Below are 20,897 nucleotides of genomic sequence, written 5' to 3' on the forward strand. Positions count from 1 at the left end.
TAATAACAATGGGAAAAGCAACAGGATTTATGGAATATGCTCGCGAAAAAGCAGCAGAAAGAGATCCTTTACAAAGACTAAACGATTGGAAAGAACATAAACTTCCTATTTCAGATGAGAAATTAAGTACACAGGGGGCGCGGTGTATGGACTGCGCCACTCCTTTCTGTCATATCGGTATGGAGATTGGGGGAGCAACATCCGGGTGTCCGATTCACAACTTGATTCCTGAGTGGAATGATCTTGTGTATAAAGGGCGTTGGAAAGAAGCGCTTGATCGCCTGTTAAAAACGAATAATTTCCCTGAGTTTACAGGAAGAGTGTGTCCGGCTCCATGTGAAGGTTCTTGTACAGTGGCCATTTACGACCCGGCGGTTACTATCAAAAATATTGAACAAGCGATCATCGACAAAGGCTTTGAAAACGGATGGATTACACCGCGAATTCCAGCAACTCGTTCTGGAAAAAAAGTGGCGATCATCGGTTCTGGCCCTGCTGGTTTAGCAGCTGCGGACCAACTGAATCAAGCAGGCCACTCGGTTACTGTGTTTGAACGTGCCGACCGTCCAGGAGGCTTGCTCATGTATGGTATTCCAAATATGAAGCTTGAAAAAGAAGTGGTTGAACGTCGCATTCGCTTATTAACTCAAGAAGGAATCGACTTCGTGACGAATACAGAAGTGGGCAAGGACATTCAAGCGTCTGAACTTCAAGCGAAATTCGATTCAGTCATCCTCTGTACAGGGGCTCAAAGACAACGGGATTTAGTCATTGAAGGCCGTGAAGCAAAAGGCATTCACTTAGCGATGGATTATTTAACTCTATCAACGAAAAGTCTATTAGATTCAAATTTTGAAGATGAGAATTTCATCGACGTGGAAGGCAAAGATGTGATCGTCATCGGTGGCGGAGACACTGGTGCTGACTGTGTGGCAACTGCTCTTCGTCAAAAATGCCGCAGTGTTGTTCAGTTTGGTAAGCATCCGCAATTGCCAGCGGAGCGTACTTCTGATAACTTATGGCCTGCCTATCCAAATGTATTTACCATGGATTATGCTTATCAAGAAGCAGAAGCAAAATTCGGAGAAGATCCTCGTCAATACTCGATTCAAACAAAGAAAATCGTTGCTGATGAGAATGGGAACTTGAAAGAGCTTCATACCATTCAAATGGAAAAATTAAAAGATGAAAACGGACGTTTTTATTTTAAAGAAATTCCAGGTACAGAAAAAGTATGGCCAGCTCAGTTTGTGTTTATTGCAATTGGCTTTGAAGGAACAGAAATGTCATTGTTAAGCCAATTCGGTGTAGAATCAGTTAATCAAAAGATTAAAGCTACCAAAGGTGATTACAAAACAAACGTTGAAGGCGTGTTCGCTGCAGGTGATGCAAGAAGAGGACAAAGCTTGATCGTTTGGGCAATCAATGAAGGTAGAGAAGTGGCTAGTGAAGTCCACAAATACTTGATGGTCTAAAATCGAACACATGTAGGCTGCTATGGCAGCCTATTTTTTTCTATCATTCCTGTAATCCGTTAATCGATTAAACTACTTATTGCTTGCGTAACGGAAGACGCTTATGTTAAAACTATCAGTAAGCCATTTTATGAATTGCTAGAATATGATTAATAGAGGTACATCATATGAACAAAACAGATTTAATCTACTCGATAGCTAAAAAATGTAACATACCAAAAAAACACTCAAGAAAAGTAGTAGACATAATTATAGATAACATTTCAACCTCATTAGCTGGTGGCGAACAGGTACAAGTATTGGGCTTTGGAAGCTTTGAAACACGGGAAAGAGCCGCGAGAAAAGGTAGAAACCCGCAAACAGGGGAAGAAATTACGATTCCAGCTACTAAATATGCAGTATTTCATCCTTGCAAAGAGCTGAAAAATGCCTTGAATTCGGAAGAAACAATGGAATTACTTGAAATAAAATAGTAGATAGAAACAATACTTATCATTTAATCGCTTCGTATCATGAGGCGATTATTTTATTTCCCTCTATGACCTCTGTTCGTTTTTTCGATATGAAAGATATTCTATCCGAAACATCCCCAGTGATTTAGTAGTGAATAGATCGAACTAGTCTCCAAAAAACAAAATACATTATAATAAATAATTCCAGATACAACTAAAAAAATACAGAACAATAATCAGCGGAATATTCTGATTATCTTTAAGATAAATGTAAGCGCTTTAAATAAACTGAAACGAAGAAGGGTGAGTGGGGGGAAACATGTTAAAAAAGTTAAAGAAAAACAAAAGAAAAAAGTTATTAGCATTGGCTATGGTATCAACGATCGCGTTATCGGGAATCTCGACCATACCGATTAGTGCAGCTGAGAATAATCCCAATACGGTTCAATCTTCTGTAATCGCAGCGACTCCCAAACTAGTGGATGAAAAGTCAATTGATGCGGTCATTGCAGCGATGACACTTCAGGAGAAGGCATTTATGGTTGTAGGAGGAAATAAAGGTGGTTTAGTATCCGAAAACGGTGAAGTCATTGGTGGTCAGTCTACTAAGGTACCAGGGGCAGCTGGTCAGACGCAGGCGATTGAACGTTTGGGCATTCCGGCTATCGTCATGGCAGATGGCCCTATGGGAGTCAGGATCTCTCCGACAAGAACAAATGACACCAACACCTATTATGCTACTAAATTCCCTTCACCAACAGTCCTTGGTGCTTCATGGGACAAGGATTTAGCGAAGGAGGTCGGAGAGGCGACGAGCCAGGAATTGAAAGCTTTCGGAATTGACCTTCTGCTTGCCCCAGGAATGAATATTCAAAGTTACCTTCTTAACGGCAGAAACTTTGAGTATTTTTCCGAAGATCCAGTCGTAACCGGTGAAATGGCCAGTTCATTTGTAAATGGGGTGGAAGATAACGGAGTGGGAACAACGATTAAACATTTCGCCGCCTTTAATCAGCGGACCAATAACAATGGAAATATGGTCGTTAGCCAACGTGCCCTCAGGGAAATTTATCTAAAGGGATTCGAGATTACTGTAAAACAATCTGATCCATGGTCGATCATGGATTCCTATAACATGATCAATGGTACGTATGCGACTGAAAATAAAGAACTATTAACCGATGTGTTAAGGAATGATTTTGGCTTTACTGGGTTCGCCATGACAGATTGGGAGTTCGGCCTGAGAGATATTGCCAAGCAGATGGAAGCGGGGACAAACCTCTTAATGCCAGGAAGTGCTGCATTTTCACAAAGAATCATGGATGCCGTAAATAGCGGAATTCTGGATGAAGCCATCCTTGACCGAAATATTAAGGAAATTCTAAAAATAGTGGTCAATACACGTACATTCAAAGGGGAAACGGCTACGAATAACCCAGATCTCACGGAAAATGCCAAGATTTCAAGAAAAGCAGCTGCAGATGGAATGGTTCTTCTGGAAAATAAAAAAGCGGCCTTACCAATTAGCAATAAGCAAAGTGTTTCCTTATTTGGGGTACCTGTAAGTGAAATCAATACGGGTGGCAGGGGAAGCGCCCTAGTGTATGCACCTTACCATGTGGGAGTTGCTGAAGGGCTCCGTAATGCAGGCTTTACACTCAATGAAGAGTTGATTCAAAAGAATGACCAATATGTTGCGGAGATGAGGACCCGAGACGAATACAAAGGCACACCTGGAACATTCGGCTCTGTTGGACCGAAGCTACCTGAAATGGATATCAGCGAAGATGTTATTGAAGCAGCCAAGAATACAGATGTAGGAATTGTGGTCATCGGAACCGCTCCTGGATCCTATGCGACCGACCGCGCAAAAGAGGACTTCTACCTCTCCGATTCTCAGAAGGAAATGGTCGAGCAGGTGTCAAAGGCGTACCGAGCGCAGGGCAAAAAAGTGATTGCTGTGTTAACGGTTGAAGGTCCAATTGAAACGGAAAGTTGGAAAGATCAAGTAGATGGAATCCTGCTTTCTTGGCAGCCGGGACAAGAACTTGGAAACGCGGTGGCAGACATCCTGACTGGGAAAGTCAATCCTTCCGGAAAATTGGCGCAGACCTTCCCGAAAGACTATGAAGATCTTCCATATGCGGACCGATTCCCTGGATCAGCTGACGGTTTCCCTTATGAAGAGGATATTTATGTTGGGTATAGGTATAATACAACCTTTGACGTCGAACCGGCCTATGAATTCGGTTATGGTTTATCGTATACAAAGTTCAATTACAGTGACATCAATGTGAAGGAAGGAAAGAAATTCGATGGAGAAATCAAAGTCACTGCCACAGTGAAAAACACCGGAAAGACAGCTGGAAGAGAAGCCGTTCAACTCTATGTGAACGCTCCGGATGGAAAGCTTGAAAAACCTGAGCTAGAATTAAAAGATTTTGCGAAAACAAAAGAATTAAAACCTGGTGAAAAAGAAGAAGTAACCTTTGTCCTCAATGCAAAGGACTTAGCCTCTTTTGACGAAGAATCCTCCTCTTGGATTCTCGAAAAAGGCACCTATAAAATTAATGTAGGCGCATCTTCTGAAGATATTAAAGGATCGGCTGTGTTCAAGGTGGATCAAACGATGGTCGTTGAAAAAGTAAGTAACGTCCTAGCACCACAGGTTGAATTCGAGAGATTGTCTAAGAATTAGTAGGTAATAAGGGACCCAATAGAAGACCTCTAAGGGTCTCTTTTTTCTGTGCCGAAATTTAAAAAACGGTCACATCGCGGTCTCCGGGGCAATGGAATCAAACTTATTAATGAAGTATAATTTAATTTATTGATAGGGAGGTGAAAAGATGGAACAAATCCTACAACAAATTCTTGATTTACTCCAAGTGGTTGAAAACAGCCAACTAGACATGAAGAAAGATATACATGACTTCAAGACAGATCAAGGAGTTATGAAAACAGAATTAGCAGAAATGAAAGCTGAGGGTTCTAATTTGTAATTTTTTATTTTCCTGTTAATTCTCGTATCTCCCGTAATACAGGCATTTCCTCTAATTCCTCTTCCGTTACAAGCTCCCACTGAATCCCATTTGGCTTTTTGTATGGGGAATCGGTTTTGATTAATCCGGTTTCCGTGGCGATCCAATCAACAGTTAAATCATATGGATCTCTCGGGATTTCATGATCTGTCAACTGACCACTATGAATCGTTCCAATGATTGGAACATCTGGATTGCCGAGCTCTCTAATAATGGCATATTCCCGGTCAGAGTACCCTTCCCCTTTTCCCACTCTTCTCCCATCTCTATGTAGGGCTACAGAGCCAGTAAAAAACAAATCAATTCTAGGCATTTCAGATAGAGAGATTTCCTTTCCATAGGATTTAATATGAGAGAGGCTGGCTGCTTTTCGCTCTTCCCCTTTTGGTACCCATTCAGGCTTTACCATGATAAATCCAGCTTTTAGTCTAGGGGTAGGCACGAGTAAGGTTTTACCGTCCTTTAATACTTGTGCGCGAATAGGAAGCTGCGGAGAGTCTGGGTTCACTTTAATGACTTTTGCGTTTTGATACTCAGGCATCGTTGTGACAAAATGCGCCGCTTTTTCTGCTCCTTTGAAATTGGGAATTCGATTTTGTAAGGGAAAAGGAAATCTCCCTAATTTATGTTCGGTTAAATAGCTCCACTTTTCTTCACGAATGTCTTGTTTGGTTTTCATTTTCTTACACCTACAATATTTTTAATTTAAGTTTACCAAATCTTACATCAAAAGATAATTTCTTTGAGCATTGGTCCAGTTGGACATCTCCTTTTTTAATATTTTATGAAAACAGAAACCAATCAATCAAAATATTGTAGCAGGAATGAAAGCGGTTATATAGAATTTATTATATTAACGCTTTAATTAGTATGAGTATAGTACATTTACAAATTTACTAATATGAAATGGTGATCTAAAGGGGGCTTATCATTGCAAATATACGAAAAGCTTGCGCAAGACCTCGTTGAGGAAGTAAGTAAGCTTATAAACGAGCAAGTCATTGTTACGGACACAAATGGAATGATTGTTGCAAGTACAGACCCCAGTCGGATAAGTAGCTTTCACGAAGGAGCCATGCTAGCAATTATAGAGAAAAAGACTTTATTTATGGATGAAGAAAAAGTAAATACGCTCCAGGGTGTTCGTTATGGAATCGTTTTGCCATTATTTATTCACGGTAAGTCGATTGGTTGTATAGGAATTACGGGGAAACCAGAAGTAGTTGCACCCTATGCTCAATTGTTAAAAAAACTGACCGAGTTATTTATTCAGGATAACGCATTCCGAGAGGAACTCGAAAGAAGAGAAAGGGAGTTAGAGTTATTTGTATTTGATTGGCTACATGCAAAGCATATGGATCAGCAATTAATGGATCGTGCGAATTTCTTCCATATTGATCTTTCAGCCTTTCATCAAGTCATCATATTCAAAACAATAAATGAGCCTTTTCATTTATCATACTCACAAATTAACGTAGTCAAGCAGCAATGGAGTGGCAAGGAACAGACCTTGCTGGTACGATGGGGGCGAGAAAAGCTATTAGTATTTCTACCTTCAAGAAATAAACCCATTACACGGGAAGAAATAGAGAGACTTCGAAAAGTCTTATTGGAATATACAAATGGTGAAGTTGTTGTTGGGGTAGGACAATATGGAAATCCAGAAAAAATCCAAAATTCGTACCAGCAAGCCGAAAGGGCTAGTGTGGTCGCATCAAAAAAGAGAGGAATCATTTTTGAAGAAGATTTGAAATTTGATATTCTTCAATTTGCTCTTTCGGAAGAAACAAAACAAGAGTTTATCGAGCGAACCATCCATGCGATTATGGACGACGAAGTTTTAATACAAACTCTCGATGCATGGTTTGCTTGCAACTTAAGTAATAAAGAAACGGCAAGCCTATTACATATTCATATCAATACGTTAAATTATCGATTAAACAAAATCTCAGATTTAACCCATTTTAACTTAAAAAACACAGACCAACTTGTTATGTTATATTTAGCTTATCGTTTTTTGTTAGAATATACAAAAAATTCACATAATTGAGCTGGTTTTTTGTGTTTTTACACATAGATTCTCGTTATTCATCTATCTTATACTAATTGTAAGCACTTACATTTAGATAGGAATGAGGTGAAGGCTATTAAACTTTCTTCAAAAATCCTCTCTCTATTTAAGAGAATTGTAGGAGAAGAGAATGTTCAAATATCATTAGCACAGCGATTAGCGTATTCTTATGACGCAACAGCTATGTATCAATCCATGCCTGAAGCTGTGGTGTCTCCGAGAAATACAAAAGAGGTAGTTGAAATTGTTCGACTATGTAACTCGCAAAAAATTCCAATTGTCCCGAGAGGCTCCGGAACCAATCTTGCTGCAGGAACTGTCCCAACCTTTGGGGGAATTGTTCTATTATTTAAAAACATGAACAGAATACTAGAATTAGACGAAGAGAATTTGACTTTAACGGTTCAGCCAGGAGTAATTACAAAAGATTTAATTGAGCATGTTGAGAAGTTTGGGCTCTTTTACCCACCAGACCCCAGCTCTATGAAAATATCTACCATCGGTGGAAACATCAATGAAAACTCAGGTGGTCTTCGAGGGTTAAAATATGGAGTAACCCGCGACTATGTTTCTGGGCTCGAGGTAGTCCTTCCAAATGGTGATGTGGTGAGAACAGGGGGCAAACTAGCTAAGGATGTTGCAGGTTACGACTTGACCAGCCTTTTTGTAGGATCGGAAGGAACCCTTGGTATCGTTACTGAGGCTACCCTTTCATTGGTTCCTCTTCCGGAATATAAGGAAACCATGATTGCTTACTATGACTCTTTAGAACATGCAGCAGAAACCGTTTCTCAAATTATTGCCTCAAAGATTATACCAACAACATTAGAATTCATGGATCAAGCGACGATTGAAGTTGTTGAGGACTTTGCTAAGATCGGTCTACCAACTGACGTTGAGGCAATTCTACTTATAGAACAAGATGGGCCTCAGTCCATTGTTCAACAAGAGATGCAGCAAATGGAGAAGATTTGTCAACAAAATAGGGCAAGAAAGGTCATCCTAGCAAGCAATCAAGAAGAAGCTGAGGAGCTAAGAACAGCCAGACGGGCTGCACTTTCTGCACTAGCAAGAAAGTCACCAACCACCATACTTGAGGATGCCACAGTTCCCCGATCAAAAATCGCAGAAATGGTAAGGGAAATAGGGAAAATCGCATCCAAATATAATGTGAAAATTTGTACCTTTGGCCATGCGGGAGATGGAAATTTACATCCTACCTGTTTAACTGATGCTAGAAATCATGATGAAATGGAGCGGGTTGAACAAGCCTTTGCTGAAATATTCCAGGTATCAATAGAGCTTGGGGGAACCATTACCGGTGAACATGGCGTAGGAGAAATGAAAGCGCCTTATCTTGAATGGAAGCTCGGGAGGGAAGGGATTGAGGTCATGAAAAAAATAAAAGACAGCATTGATCCATACCACCTGTTCAATCCAGGCAAGATATTTGCAAAAAGTACAAAGAAACGTGTGGTGGTAGAAAGTGACACAAACAGTCACACAGCAAAAGATCAGGCAAGGGTTTAAAGACGCCATACAAGAGGAGAGCTTACTCGATTGTATGCGGTGCGGGTTTTGTTTACCCTCTTGTCCTACATATGTGCATACCAATTATGATGAAACACATTCTCCGAGAGGCAGAATAGCTCTTATGAAGGCCGTACGTGAGGGTCTTATACCATGGGATGATGATGTTGAGCATTCCTTCAACGTGTGCCTTGGTTGTAGAGCCTGCGAGCCTGCCTGTCCGGCAGGGGTTCAATATGGTCACATGTTAGAAAGTGCAAGAGCAGTAGTAAAAGAGGTAAAGAAAACGGGTATTATCGAAAAGACCGTCCGAAATGTGGCATTTAACCATTTGTTTCAAGATCAGAAGAAGCTAAGCCGAGCTACGAACCTTTTACACTATTACCAACGTACAGGTGTTCAAAAGATTGCAAGAAAAATAGGCTTCTTATCCTTATTTCCAGAACAGATGAGAGGAATGGAAAAGATTCTCCCAACTGTACCGAACCAGAAGGATCTAAAAGAAAGAGGAACATATTTTTCCGCAATAGGGGAGACAAAGGCAACGGTTGCCTTTTTTACTGGTTGTTTAATGGATACGCTGTTTACCGAAACCAACAACTCAACCATCAAATTTTTGCAACATGCTGGTTGTGCTGTTTATATACCAAAAGATCAAGCCTGCTGTGGTGCGTTGCATGCACATAGTGGTGAAAAAAAGAGTGCCATCACACTAGCCAAACGAAATATCGAGGCGTTTGAATCCTTGTCAGTAGATTTTGTTGTTAATAATGCGGGAGGATGTGGCGCATTTTTACACGATTATCCTTATTTATTTGAACAAGAATCTAACTGGCAAAGTAGGGCGAAAGTTTTTCAGCAAAAGGTCACAGACATTTCGACTATTTTGTCAAAACTGGAGTTTAGCAACTTTAAGTTAAAAGCCAAAGTACCGGTAGTCATTACTTATCAGGACTCCTGTCATTTGCGAAATGTAACCAAAGTTATATCGGAACCAAGGAAATTACTAAAGTCCATTGAAAACGCATACTTTGTTGAACTTGATGGAGCGGATCAATGTTGTGGATCAGCAGGAATCTACAATCTCCTTCAAAGTGAAATGTCCATGAAAATACTCGATGACAAAATGGAAAAAGTGAAAGATACCAAAGCAACCGTGGTGATTACATCTAATCCAGGTTGTCTACTGCAAATGAAACTCGGAATTGAGCGATCAGGTTTATCATCTCAGATGGAGTCCATGCACATAGTAGATTTTCTGTCAGATTACGTCTCTTTTGAGATGTCTGAATAATAGAAAAATTAAAATCTAAGGGGGATTTACATTGAAAAAACGATCATTATTTCTCACGATGATCTTAGTTCTGTCGTTGGTACTATCAGCCTGTGGTCAAGCGGCAACAGGTGGAGATGCAGCTAAAGATAAGGAGTATAATCTGAAAATGTCTGTAACCGTAGGGGAGTCTTCTACTTGGTTTGAAGGAGCAAAAAAGCTGGCTGCGGATCTAGAGGAGCAATCGGATGGACGTATTAAAATGGAAGTGTATCCAAATGAGCAGCTTTCTGGTGGGGACTCTGGTAAAGGGGTTGAATTATTAGTAAAAGGGTCAACAGATTTAAGTTTCCATTCAACAATCATTTATTCGATTCTTGATGAAAGATTAGGTGTGGTAAGTGCTCCGTTCTTATTCAAGGATTTAAATGAAGTTGATACTGCTTTTAATGGTGAGCCTGGGGAAGCAATTAAAGAAATCCTTCGTGAAAAAGGAATTGAAACACTCGGTTTCGGACAAAACGGTTTCCGTCAGTTAACGAACAGTAAAGTTGAAGTGAAAACTTCCGATGATTTAAAAGGGTTAAAAGTACGTATTCCTGGGATCACCATGTACACAGACCTTTGGACTCAACTAGGTTCCAACCCAACTGCCATGACATTTTCTGAAGTATTTACCTCTCTTCAACAAGGTACGATTGATGGACAAGAAAATCCAATTGACGTGATTCACTCTGCTAAATTAAATGAAGTTCAAGACTATATTACCATGTGGAACTACTCTTATGATCCACTTGTTCTTGGAATTAATAAGAAAACCTTAGAATCAATGAGTAAAGAAGACCAGGAGCTAATTAAAAAGCTTGGGGCTGAAGCGGCAGCATACCAAGTTGAACTTGCACGTGAGAAAGAAGCAAAACAAATTGAAGAATTAGAAGCAGCTGGAATGAAGTTTTATTACCCTTCAGAAGCTGATTTGAAGGACTTTAGTGAAGCGGTTCAACCAATCTATAAAAAATATGAAAGTGTTTGGGGAGAAGATTTGCTTAACGCGTTTCTTTCTAAATAAAGAAAGGATGTGAATATATGTCCAAGGTTCTAACCCGAATAGAAGAAAACATCTTAGTTTTTACTTTTTCAGTTATGTGTATCATTGCATTTGCCAATGTAATATCAAGGTACTTTCTTAACTATTCATTGGCTTTTACAGAAGAGGTAACCATTAATTTGTTTGTTTTACTAACGTTTCTAGGAACTTCAGTTGGGGTGCGCAATCATGCGCATCTCGGCTTTACCCTTATATATGACAAGGCAAATGATATGGGGAAAAAGTTTTTATGTGTATTCTCAAGCTTGATCACATGTGCCTTGTTCATTCTTCTGACCTATTATGGAGTCAAGATGGTACAGTTTCAACTAATGTTGAACCAAACAACTCCAGCCATGGGGTGGCCTCAATGGGTATTTACATTAGCATTTCCAATCGGTTGTTGTTTCTGCATTTTCCGTGTCATTGAGAGCTTTATAAAGGAATTTAAGACCCTCTCAATGGAAGGGAGCGAACGAGTATGATCGCACTTATTTTGTTTGGTTTGTTTTTTATTTTAATCTTTATGCGTGTTCCGATTGCTGTGTCCTTAGCGGTCTCATCCATAACCGCATTGCTCGTGTCGAGTGGGATGCTAGGCCTCGAATTTGTAGCAGACATTATGTTTACCAGTGTGGGGAAATTCACCTTGCTTGCGATTCCGTTTTTTATTTTGGCCGGAGTGATCATGGAACATGCAGGAATCTCAAAGAGACTAATAAATTTGGCCGATGTCTGTCTCGGACATAAGAAAAGTGGAATTGTTTTTGTAACCGTATTAACGGCTATTTTCTTTGCTGCCATCTCGGGTTCTGGACCTGCAACCGTAGCGGCAATTGGAGGAATTTTAGTTCCAGCACTTGTTAAAAGTGGGTATAAAAAGGAAACAGCTGGTGCATTAGTCGCTACGTCGGGATCAATGGGAATTGTTATTCCCCCAAGTATTGCATTAATTGTTTTTGCTGTTGTTGCTGGTGATCAAATTCCTGTGTCCATTGCTAGGCTATTTATCGCGGGAGTTATACCTGGTTTACTAATGGGAATTGGCTTTATTCTCGCGGCTTTGTATATTCGAAGTAGGGATGATAAAAAGAAATTGCTTTCAACCAGTCAAGCAGAATTGGAAGTTTCAGCAACACGTGAAAAAGCTACGCCTCAGGAAGTATGGCACGCATTTGCGGATACGTTTTGGGGTCTTCTCATTCCGGTCATTATTTTAGGTGGAATTTATGGAGGAGTGTTTACACCTACTGAAGCAGCGGTTGTTTCGGTGATTTACGGCTTACTAGTAGGCTTTTTCATTTATAAAGAGCTTTCTCTTAAAAAACTCTACCGAATCATGGTGGATGCATCTATTCAAACAGCAGTGGTTATGTTTATTGTGAGTGCAGCCTCTGTCTTTGCCTACATCATCACGACAGAACAAGTAGCGAGACAGGCGTCTGACCTGTTATTAGGGATGACGGACAATAAATATGCCATCCTACTAATCTTAAATATTTTGTTATTAATTGCAGGCGCGTTTATCGATGCTATTTCTGCTTTTTATATTTTCGTCCCAATCTTACTTCCAATTATGTTATTCCTTGACGTAGATCCAACTGTTTTCGGATTATTTATGACCGTGAATCTAGCTATTGGGTTATTTACTCCTCCCGTTGGTATCAATTTGTATGTCGCTTGTGGGATTTCAAATACATCCTTAAGTAAACTTTCAAAAGCGTCTGTTCCGTTTTTAATTGCATCCATAATCGTGTTGTTAATTATTACGTATATTCCAGCCGTATCAACATTTTTACCTGACTTATTAGGTGTTAAATAAAAAGGAGGAATACAAGATGAACTTACAAAATCAAGTTGCTATTATAACGGGAGCCGCAGGTGGTATTGGAGCGGCTTCCGCCATTAAGTTGGCTAGTTATGGTGCCCATGTTGTTTTGGTTGATCTATTGGATTGTAATGATACGGAAAGAAAGATTCATGAACTAAATAAAGGGGTTGAAGTACTTCAGAAGGCTGGGGATATCAGGGACGCAACATTTGTAAAAGAGGTAGTGAAGGAAACGGCCGATAAGTTTAAAGAGATTCATATTCTAGTAAATAATGCAGGAACATGTGCGAGAGTTGATTTAGAGGAGATCACAGAGGAAGCTTGGGATCGCGATCTTAGCACAAACTTAAAAGCTACGTTTTTCTTTATGCAGGCAGTGATTTATCCATATATGAAACAGCAACAATATGGACGCATTGTTAACATAAGTTCCATTTCTGGTATGAATGGCGGACATACCTCATCGTTTTCACCCGATTCGAAAAAGGGACGTTCTGGCCCTGCATACGCTGCATCAAAAGGCGGAGTGATTGCTTTAACAAAATGGGTGGCAAAAGAAGTGGGTGATCTCGGAATCACTTGTAACTCAGTAGCTCCTGGTGCAACAGAAACAGGAATCACAGCGGGAGTTAACTACTCATTGGATAACCAGGTGATCAAACGAATGGGGCTACCTGAGGATATCGCTGAGGCCGTTTTATATTTTTCTTCACCAGGTTCTGGTTATACAACGGGTCAAGTGTTAAAGGTGTGTGGTGGTGGCAGTATTGGATAAGAAGGATAACATCCTTTACAAATCCGTACAGTCAAGTGTTGATCAACAAAAGGGTATTCTTATGGGCAGGCTTACAAGTGAGGTTGATTTATTAGAAGGAATCCTTTCTGCATGCAAGGAACATGGTATTACTGCAGGTAATGTCAGCTGCATTGGGTCATTAAAAAAAGTTACTTTAGTACAATTGTGTATTGATGACGGTAATTTAAACTACACAAAACCCATACTCTGGGATTATCCAGTTGAATTGTTATCGGGAACCGGTTTTATTGGACGGAGTTTCGATGGGGAACTGGATCTTCACTTCCATGGAACGTATGTGAATCATAAAGGAGAAATTTCCGGGGGACATTTTTTAAAGGGGAAAAATCCAACAGCTATTACCGTTGAATTTATTGTCCATTTTTCAAATAAAATGGTTCTCCAGCGAGAAAATGATCAGGAATGGGGACTTCCTGTTTTCCAATTTCGAGACGGAGGTGTTCAGTAAAGTGGAAACAATCGGCAGTCAAGCTAGAAAGGCCATACGAAATCATTCGAATAAGGTGGCTGTGAAGTTCAAAGATATTCAATATACGTATAATGAACTTGGAAAGAGAGCTTTTTCAATAGCCCATGCACTGATGGCAGCGGGTTTAACAAAAGGAGATCGGGTCGGTATACTGATGTCCAATCGACATGAGCATATTGAATTAGATTTAGCTGCAGCATTTGGAGGCTTTGTTAAGGTACCACTGAATTACCGTCTACATCCAAAAGAGCATGAGTATATGATTGAGCAATCCGGGCTTCAATTGTTAATAGGAGAACGTGAACTCATCGATCCGATTGTTACGGATGTGAATCGCGTTTATATTGGAGAAGGGTATGAACAATGGCTGAGCGCTCACTCAGATGATACTGATCCAGCTATTGACGTAAGTGAGGATGACTTATTTGCGATTATGTATACTTCAGGAACGACTGGAAAACCCAAAGGAGTTATGTTAAGCCACCGAAATATGTTATCTAGTGCTTTGTCGCTAAGCATGGTTTGTGAGGTGAGAGCAGAGGATGTGGTTGGGCATGTGGCACCGTTAACACACGGAAGCAATTTTTTATCACATGTGTCTTGGTTACATGGGTTAACACAGGTGGTGTTTGATAAGTTTCAACCGGAGGATTTTCTTGATGATATCGAGAAGGAACAGGTTTCCGTAATCTTCATGGTCCCAACGATGGTGAATCTCATGATTCAGCATCCATCTTTTGAAGCTCGTAAACTCAGATCCATCAAGTCTATTAATATGGCTGGTTCGCCGATTGCAGCGAGTAAATTACAGCTAGCATTAGAAAAATTGGGACCAAAGTTTATCGAGACATATGGGCAGGTTGAAGCACCCATGACCATTTCGATGATGCCAAGGGATGAACTAGGGAAAAGATTTGAATCTTGCGGAAGAATCGGTACTTTTGTGGATGTAAGAATTGTAGATGATAAAGGAAATGATGTTGAAACAGGAGCGGTTGGGGAAGTTATCTGTAAAGGTTCTCTTGTCATGAAGGGATATTGGAATAATCCTGAAGCGACTAACAACACGTTAAAGGATGGTTGGCTTTACACAGGTGACCTGGGGTGGCTTGATGAAGCAGGGTTCCTTCATCTTGTTGACCGAAAGAAGGATGTTATTATATCAGGTGGTGTGAACATCTATCCTCGTGAAGTGGAGGAAGTATTAAATTTGCATCCTGGAGTAAAAGAAACATGTGTAATTGGGCAACCTGATGAGAAGTGGGGAGAATCGGTTACTGCTTACGTGGTTCCTAATGAGGGGCAACAAGTCAATGAGGAGGACTTACTTACCCTTTGTAAAAATAATTTGGCTAGTTTTAAAAAGCCGCAAACTATTTATCTAGTAAAGTCACTTCCGAAAAGCTCTTATGGAAAAATATTAAAACGTGAGTTGCGGGAACTAGAGCAAAAGGGGGTCAATCCATGAGTGTATATGTGAGTGGAGTGGGAATGACCGCCTTTGGAAACCATGAAAATGCGACATTAAAGGATCTCTTGTTAACTGCTTGTGTGGAAGCCCTGAGAGAAGCGGGACATCCAAAAATCGATGCGGTGTATATTGGGAATTTTATGGGTGGATCCATTTACAATCAAGAAATACTAGGAGCTATTGTGGTGAACGATTTAGCCTTGGGTGCTATTCCAACGGCCAAAGTCGAAGGGGCATGTGCTTCAGGTGGAATTGCTTTTCGTCAGGCTGTTTTAATGATTGAAAGTGGAGAATATGACACCGTATTAGTTGCTGGTGCTGAAAAAATGAAGCATACAACCACAGCTAATGTGACACACGCCATAAATTCAGCAATGGATAACGACTCTAGTGAAAAATACGCAGGGTTAACGTTCCCCGGATACTTCGGTTCGGTTGCCAATCGGTATTTTTATGAAACAGGTGCGACGAAAGAACATCTTGCCATGGTGGCACTTAAAAATAGAGAGTATGCAGTCAAGAATCCGAAAGCACAATTTAAGAAAACGACAACGATAGATGAAATAATGAATGCGCGGCTGATTACCAATCCATTAGGACTGTTTGATTGTTCTCCTACAACAGATGGTGCAGCCGCGGTGATACTAACGAAAACTCCTACTGGAATTAAGGTGAGATCGTCTGCTCAAGCCTCTGGACATACTCAAATGCAAGATGTTGACAACTTATTATCCCTTAGGGCAGTTAAGTTATCTGCAGATCAGGCATATGAAAAGGCCGGACTAGGACCTGAGGATATCGATGTCGTAGAATTACACGATTGTTTTAGTATGACAGAGATCATTTCAACAGAGGAATTAGGATTTGCGAAGAAGCTAGAAGGATGGCTGGCTATACAAGAGGGTAGAACAAGACATGGGGGAAAAGTGGCCATTAATACAAGTGGAGGCCTGTTATCTAAAGGGCATCCAATCGGAGCAACTGGCATTTCTCAAATCTACCAAATTGTGAAACAACTGAGAGGAACTAGTTGCAATCAAGTGGAGGGTGCTAGATTGGGACTTTCACAGAACCTTGGTGGCACAGGGTCTTATTCAACCGTACATATCCTTGAAAGGGTGGGTGAATAATGGACTTTATCGCATATGCTTGTTCCGATTGTAGTCATCTCTTTACTCAAAAAAAATATTTATGTCCCAATTGTAGAAATGACCACTTCTATGAAAAAGAAGTTGTTGGCAAAGGTAGGATATACACCTATACGACCATTCACATTAGTTCACCTGATTACCAGCATTTAGCCCCCTTTAACGTCGTGCTTGTAGAGCTTGAGAATGGATTAAAGTTAACGGGTAGAATGAAAGAGGAAGTAACCATAAATGATACAGTAGAATTAAAGGCGAAAGAAAACGGAGCCTATATTTTTCAAAAGGCTTTCACATAATACTGTTCTCTTTTATTCGTTAATAAACCGAAAGAGGGCAATTGAATGGTAAAAGTAACAGAGTTTTTATCAAAAAGGTTACCACTATTAATTATTATAACTGGAATTAGCACCTATTTTTCACCTGTATACTTAAAAGTACCACCGATCGTCCCAAGCGCCCTCTTGGGAATCGTTATATTATTTACCGGGTTATCGATGAATATAGAAGGGATAAAAACCATTAATAAAAAGAAAACGGAATTGTTCATTATTGCTATTTTGAAGTGGACCATAACCGTTTTAATTTCCATTGGATTAGCTTCATTGTTCTTCTCCGATGAACCGGAAGTGGCCGCTGGTCTCATATTAGCTGGTGCTGTACCTAGTGCAACAGCAGCTACCGTGTATACGTTTATAGCAGGGGGAAATACGAGTCTAGTGATTGCCTCCTCTTTACTAGATGTCATCATCAGCCCATTTGTAACCCCTTTATCGATGATGGGAATTTCGAATAGTAACATTTCCATATCATCTTTTAATTTGCTTCAATCGTTTATTCTTATCGTGATTGTCCCGCTGAGTGCCGGACTTTTCTTTCAACAAAAGGCGAAAAGGCTGGTTGAAAACTCTAAAATGATAACAAAACTCGGGTCAGCCTTAGCATTATTACTCATTGTTCATATTATTATGGTGAGTGGCAAAGAATCCATTGCGAGTGAGCTTGAACTGATTCCATTGGTGGTAGTGTCTACCTTCGTCCAAGTACTTCTGCCAATGGTGTTAACCTATTTCATTTGCAAAAAAATAATGAATGAAGAAGATACACGTGCTGCCATCTTTCAAGTTGGATTATGCAACACCGCCTTTGCTGCGATCCTAGCCTATCAGTTCATCGGAGAACTTGGGGTCATTGCACCTATCTTGAATATGATGGTTAATTTATCAATCGGTGCTCTACTTGCCAATTATTTTTCAAAAGAAGAAATAAAAAGCAGTGCAAAACCCATTCATAAGATACCAGTATAAAAAAGCTTAAATTGCTTTGTGCAAATATATGGAAACTATAGTATTATTTCAAGCAGGGGAACAAATCTCTGCTTTTTTTGTGTGTTTATTTATGTTGAGAAGGTGTATATAGATGAATTCAGTAAATAATGATCAAACGGAACATTGGAAAAAGAACATTATATTATTTTTAAGCAGTCAGACCATCTCACTTTTTGGTTCAGCCCTGGTTCAATATGCGATGATGTGGCATATCACATTACATACAGAGTCTGGAATGATGATGACCCTATTTATCATTTGTGGTTTCATTCCTACTTTTATTTTCTCCGCTCATGAGAAAGCAAGTGATCAACAATCAACTAGCTATCTCGAAGATTTTAAGTTAGGGGTCACGTATATTAAGAGTAACCCATTTTTGAAACAGTTTTTTCTGTTCTTTGGCATATTCTTTATCTTGATGGCGCCAGCCGCCTTTTTAACTCCTCTTCAAGTGACACGAAGCTTTGGTGATGATGTTTGGCGATTAACGGCGGTCGAAATTGCTTGGTCCATTGGCATGATGGTCGGTGGGGGAATCATTGCTGCTTGGGGTGGCTTTCCAAACAAAATTCATACCATGACCTTTGCAAGCCTTTTGATGGGAATATGTACTTTTGCATTAGGGGTTGTTCCGGTTTTCTGGGTATATTTATTTTTCATGGCTATTTTCGGAATTTCTATGCCGATCTTCAATACTCCAACCACGGTATTATTACAGGAGAAGGTCGATGAGAGCTATTTAGGGAGGATTTTCGGAGTGTTTGGGATGATTTCAACTTCAATGATGCCAATCGGAATGCTGATTTTCGGCCCGATGGCAGACGTGATCAAGGTGGAATGGCTATTGGTGGGAACGGGAATATTGATTTTCATCCTTTCTATTTTCTTAGGGATGAATAAAGTTTTACTTGATACGGGTAAGCCAGTAGTAGAGGAACCAGCCAAATAAGAATTTTAAACACTAATAGGCTCAGAGTTTTTTCAGACTCTGAGCCTTTCCTTTTTTTGAGTTAGCTCCCAATCATCGATGTTGATCTAAAAGAATAGGATTCCCATCTGGATCTTCGATAGTAAAGTGTGCCGGTCCTTCACTAGATTCAATACCTTCAGATACAATATGGATGCCATTTTCTTGAAGGATTTTTTTAAGTTCTCTTACGTCTGTAAAGGATTCAAGATTTTGTGCATTTTCATCCCATCCAGGATTAAATGTAAGGATGTTTTTTTCAAACATCCCTTGGAAAAGACCGATTATACAGCTATCATTCTTCATAATAAGCCAGTTTTGAGAAATATCTCCTCCTAATGCTTCAAATCCAAGTTTGGTATAAAACTCTTTTGATTTATGTATATCTTTTACATTTAAGCTAATAGAAAAAGCGCCAAGTTTCATTCTTCCGATCTCCTTTTAAAATAGTAATTGTTAGATTTATACATTTCCTATATTTAGTATAATGGAGTAGTGGTGAATATACAATTTTAGACAGAAATAAGAATGGGTTGTATACAAGAATAAATTCGTCTATTTGTTACAATAATGAAGGAGTATCCTTACGTATACTAGAATACTTAATAGATTCGACAAGAAACTAATTGTTCAATTAGGAGGAAATTATGGGAAGACCTATTCATTTCGAAATTCACGTGGATAACATGGATCGTGCAACGAAGTTTTATGGGGAAGTATTTGGGTGGACTTTTCAAGACTGGAGTGAGTATGCAGGATTGCCTTACTTTGGGGCTGTGACCGGCACGGATAGTGAACCTGGAATTAATGGTGCCTTAATGAAACGTCAAGGACCTTCTCCAGAACCAAACCAAGCGATGAATGGCTATGCTTGTACCATGGGTGTGGAAGACTACGATAGAATAGAAGCAAAAATTCTGGAGAATGGAGGCAAGGTGGCCTTGCCGAAACACGCACTTCCAGGAATGGCATGGCAGGGGTATTATCTGGATACGGAAGGGAACATTTTCGGAATTCATCAACCAGACGCGAATGCAAAGTAAACTATTCCAATAATGCGAGATGTGTGAGAAAGGGGCTATTTATGATTATTAATAAAGTTGGCAAAATTACTGTATATGTAGAAGATCAAGAACAAGCAAAAGAGTTCTGGTTAAATAAACTTGGTTTTGTGTTAAAACTCGAGCAACCGATGGGACCCAATATGAAATGGATAGAGGTAGGGCCTAGTGATGATGAATTTACCACTATCATTTTATATTCGAAGTCAGCCATGGAACAGCAGCAGCCTTCTAAAGTTGCCCATCCTTCCATTCTATTCAGCACGACGGATATTGACTCATCTTATGAGAAAATGACACAAAATGGTGTGAAAGTAGGAGAAATGTTAAGAATGCCGTTTGGAACCATGTTCACTTTTTATGATCAAGATGACAATGAATATTTATTAAGGGAAGATAAATAAAGAATCCATATTAAATAAAGGACAGGTTATCATTTCCTGTCCTTTACACCTTTTTATATACTTATCCCTTTATCTTCTAAAATCCTTGCAGATCTCTCTTTTCTAATCCCAACTAAAAGTAGAATTGTTCCCCCTAAAACAAACAGAGGCTCCAACCAATTCGCCTCAGGACCACTAGTAATTCGGTGAAGCTGAAAGACCCAATGAAACACGACGATATCAAAACTTAAGAAAAGACCCGTTGCTACGATAAATCCATGGAAAAAGGATTTTGAAAACAATCGGTAAAACAGGGTCATTAGTAAGAGAAGAATGACGATCCCGAATCCAACCGCACCAATCCGCTCTGGTGCGGTATCGGCCTTCCATCCAAATGCTAACGCATCTATAATATGAAAAAGAAAATCCACTGTAAAAAAACCGACAACTGCTCCTAAAATTCGCATGTAAAAAACTCCATTTCTATCCAAAAAGTCTC

22 protein-coding genes are annotated in these 20,897 nt (G+C 39.8%); 19 read left to right on the top strand and 3 right to left on the bottom strand.

What is annotated here, in order from left to right:
- Positions 1 to 8: 8 nt before the first annotated feature.
- From gltD to M3175_RS10815, 4 genes are all read left to right on the top strand, one after another.
- On the top strand, positions 9 to 1,475 hold the full coding sequence (gltD, locus tag M3175_RS10800) for a glutamate synthase small subunit (RefSeq protein ID WP_251518779.1): 1,467 nt from the start codon (positions 9 to 11) through the stop codon (positions 1,473 to 1,475).
- Positions 1,476 to 1,642: 167 nt separating this feature from the next.
- Positions 1,643 to 1,948: an HU family DNA-binding protein gene (locus tag M3175_RS10805; RefSeq protein WP_251518784.1), complete on the top strand. Its 306-nt coding sequence runs from the start codon at positions 1,643 to 1,645 to the stop codon at positions 1,946 to 1,948.
- Between the two features lie 298 nt (positions 1,949 to 2,246).
- Positions 2,247 to 4,625, top strand: a complete 2,379-nt coding sequence (locus M3175_RS10810) for a beta-glucosidase (RefSeq protein ID WP_251518786.1) — start codon at positions 2,247 to 2,249, stop codon at positions 4,623 to 4,625.
- 148 nt (positions 4,626 to 4,773) lie between these two features.
- A complete protein-coding gene (locus tag M3175_RS10815) occupies positions 4,774 to 4,926 on the top strand; it encodes a hypothetical protein (protein WP_251518788.1) in 153 nt (50 codons plus the stop codon).
- A gap of 4 nt (positions 4,927 to 4,930) precedes the next feature.
- Here the strand turns inward: M3175_RS10815 and M3175_RS10820 are convergent, their stop codons facing one another.
- Positions 4,931 to 5,644 (bottom strand): 5-formyltetrahydrofolate cyclo-ligase, encoded by a 714-nt coding sequence (locus M3175_RS10820; protein ID WP_251518790.1) that lies wholly within the window; start codon positions 5,642 to 5,644, stop codon positions 4,931 to 4,933.
- A 252-nt stretch (positions 5,645 to 5,896) separates the two neighbouring features.
- Between M3175_RS10820 and M3175_RS10825 the strand changes: the two genes are divergently transcribed.
- The 13 genes from M3175_RS10825 to M3175_RS10885 all read left to right on the top strand — a co-directional run bounded on the left by M3175_RS10825 (position 5,897) and on the right by M3175_RS10885 (position 18,936).
- Entirely contained in the window at positions 5,897 to 7,015 is a 1,119-nt protein-coding gene (locus tag M3175_RS10825; RefSeq protein WP_251518792.1) for a CdaR family transcriptional regulator, read from the top strand.
- A gap of 87 nt (positions 7,016 to 7,102) precedes the next feature.
- Positions 7,103 to 8,566, top strand: coding sequence for a glycolate oxidase subunit GlcD (gene glcD / locus M3175_RS10830; RefSeq protein ID WP_251518794.1), 1,464 nt, complete (start codon positions 7,103 to 7,105; stop codon positions 8,564 to 8,566).
- Positions 8,523 to 9,860, top strand: coding sequence for a (Fe-S)-binding protein (locus M3175_RS10835; protein ID WP_251518796.1), 1,338 nt, complete (start codon positions 8,523 to 8,525; stop codon positions 9,858 to 9,860). The genes glcD and M3175_RS10835 overlap by 44 nt, the downstream gene beginning before the upstream one ends.
- 31 nt (positions 9,861 to 9,891) lie before the next feature.
- A complete protein-coding gene (locus M3175_RS10840) occupies positions 9,892 to 10,908 on the top strand; it encodes a DctP family TRAP transporter solute-binding subunit (protein WP_306663951.1) in 1,017 nt (338 codons plus the stop codon).
- Between the two features lie 17 nt (positions 10,909 to 10,925).
- The gene (locus M3175_RS10845; protein ID WP_251518798.1) at positions 10,926 to 11,411 is read left to right on the top strand and encodes a TRAP transporter small permease; all 486 of its coding nucleotides are present in this window, start codon (positions 10,926 to 10,928) and stop codon (positions 11,409 to 11,411) included.
- Entirely contained in the window at positions 11,408 to 12,748 is a 1,341-nt protein-coding gene (locus M3175_RS10850) for a TRAP transporter large permease (RefSeq protein ID WP_251518800.1), read from the top strand. The genes M3175_RS10845 and M3175_RS10850 overlap by 4 nt, the downstream gene beginning before the upstream one ends.
- Before the next feature lie 16 nt (positions 12,749 to 12,764).
- Positions 12,765 to 13,532, top strand: a complete 768-nt coding sequence (locus M3175_RS10855; protein WP_251518802.1) for an SDR family NAD(P)-dependent oxidoreductase — start codon at positions 12,765 to 12,767, stop codon at positions 13,530 to 13,532.
- Positions 13,516 to 14,022 carry a PPC domain-containing DNA-binding protein gene (locus M3175_RS10860; protein ID WP_251518804.1) on the top strand — a complete coding sequence of 169 codons (507 nt, stop codon included), beginning with the start codon at positions 13,516 to 13,518 and terminating at the stop codon, positions 14,020 to 14,022. The genes M3175_RS10855 and M3175_RS10860 overlap by 17 nt, the downstream gene beginning before the upstream one ends.
- 1 nt (position 14,023) lies before the next feature.
- A complete protein-coding gene (locus M3175_RS10865) occupies positions 14,024 to 15,511 on the top strand; it encodes a class I adenylate-forming enzyme family protein (RefSeq protein ID WP_251518805.1) in 1,488 nt (495 codons plus the stop codon).
- A complete protein-coding gene (locus M3175_RS10870) occupies positions 15,508 to 16,644 on the top strand; it encodes a thiolase C-terminal domain-containing protein (protein ID WP_251518807.1) in 1,137 nt (378 codons plus the stop codon). The genes M3175_RS10865 and M3175_RS10870 overlap by 4 nt, the downstream gene beginning before the upstream one ends.
- Entirely contained in the window at positions 16,644 to 16,958 is a 315-nt protein-coding gene (locus M3175_RS10875) for a Zn-ribbon domain-containing OB-fold protein (RefSeq protein ID WP_251518809.1), read from the top strand. The genes M3175_RS10870 and M3175_RS10875 overlap by 1 nt, the downstream gene beginning before the upstream one ends.
- A gap of 45 nt (positions 16,959 to 17,003) precedes the next feature.
- On the top strand, positions 17,004 to 17,966 hold the full coding sequence (locus tag M3175_RS10880) for a bile acid:sodium symporter family protein (protein ID WP_251518811.1): 963 nt from the start codon (positions 17,004 to 17,006) through the stop codon (positions 17,964 to 17,966).
- 112 nt (positions 17,967 to 18,078) lie between these two features.
- Positions 18,079 to 18,936, top strand: a complete 858-nt coding sequence (locus M3175_RS10885) for an MFS transporter (protein ID WP_251518814.1) — start codon at positions 18,079 to 18,081, stop codon at positions 18,934 to 18,936.
- A gap of 72 nt (positions 18,937 to 19,008) precedes the next feature.
- On the opposite strand, the gene M3175_RS10890 is transcribed toward M3175_RS10885, so the two are convergent.
- Positions 19,009 to 19,380, bottom strand: a complete 372-nt coding sequence (locus M3175_RS10890) for a VOC family protein (RefSeq protein ID WP_251518816.1) — start codon at positions 19,378 to 19,380, stop codon at positions 19,009 to 19,011.
- Between the two features lie 221 nt (positions 19,381 to 19,601).
- Between M3175_RS10890 and M3175_RS10895 the strand changes: the two genes are divergently transcribed.
- Both M3175_RS10895 and M3175_RS10900 read left to right on the top strand, forming a co-directional pair.
- The gene (locus M3175_RS10895) at positions 19,602 to 19,997 is read left to right on the top strand and encodes a VOC family protein (RefSeq protein WP_251518818.1); all 396 of its coding nucleotides are present in this window, start codon (positions 19,602 to 19,604) and stop codon (positions 19,995 to 19,997) included.
- Positions 19,998 to 20,038: 41 nt separating this feature from the next.
- Complete coding sequence (locus M3175_RS10900; protein WP_251518820.1) at positions 20,039 to 20,419, top strand: VOC family protein; 381 nt, start codon at positions 20,039 to 20,041, stop codon at positions 20,417 to 20,419.
- A 53-nt stretch (positions 20,420 to 20,472) separates the two neighbouring features.
- On the opposite strand, the gene M3175_RS10905 is transcribed toward M3175_RS10900, so the two are convergent.
- A complete protein-coding gene (locus tag M3175_RS10905) occupies positions 20,473 to 20,865 on the bottom strand; it encodes a DUF2243 domain-containing protein (protein ID WP_251518822.1) in 393 nt (130 codons plus the stop codon).
- Positions 20,866 to 20,897 lie beyond the last annotated feature (32 nt).

Origin of the sequence: Robertmurraya korlensis (assembly GCF_023715225.1) — a bacterium.
In the GTDB taxonomy this organism is placed as follows: domain Bacteria; phylum Bacillota; class Bacilli; order Bacillales; family Cytobacillaceae; genus Robertmurraya_A.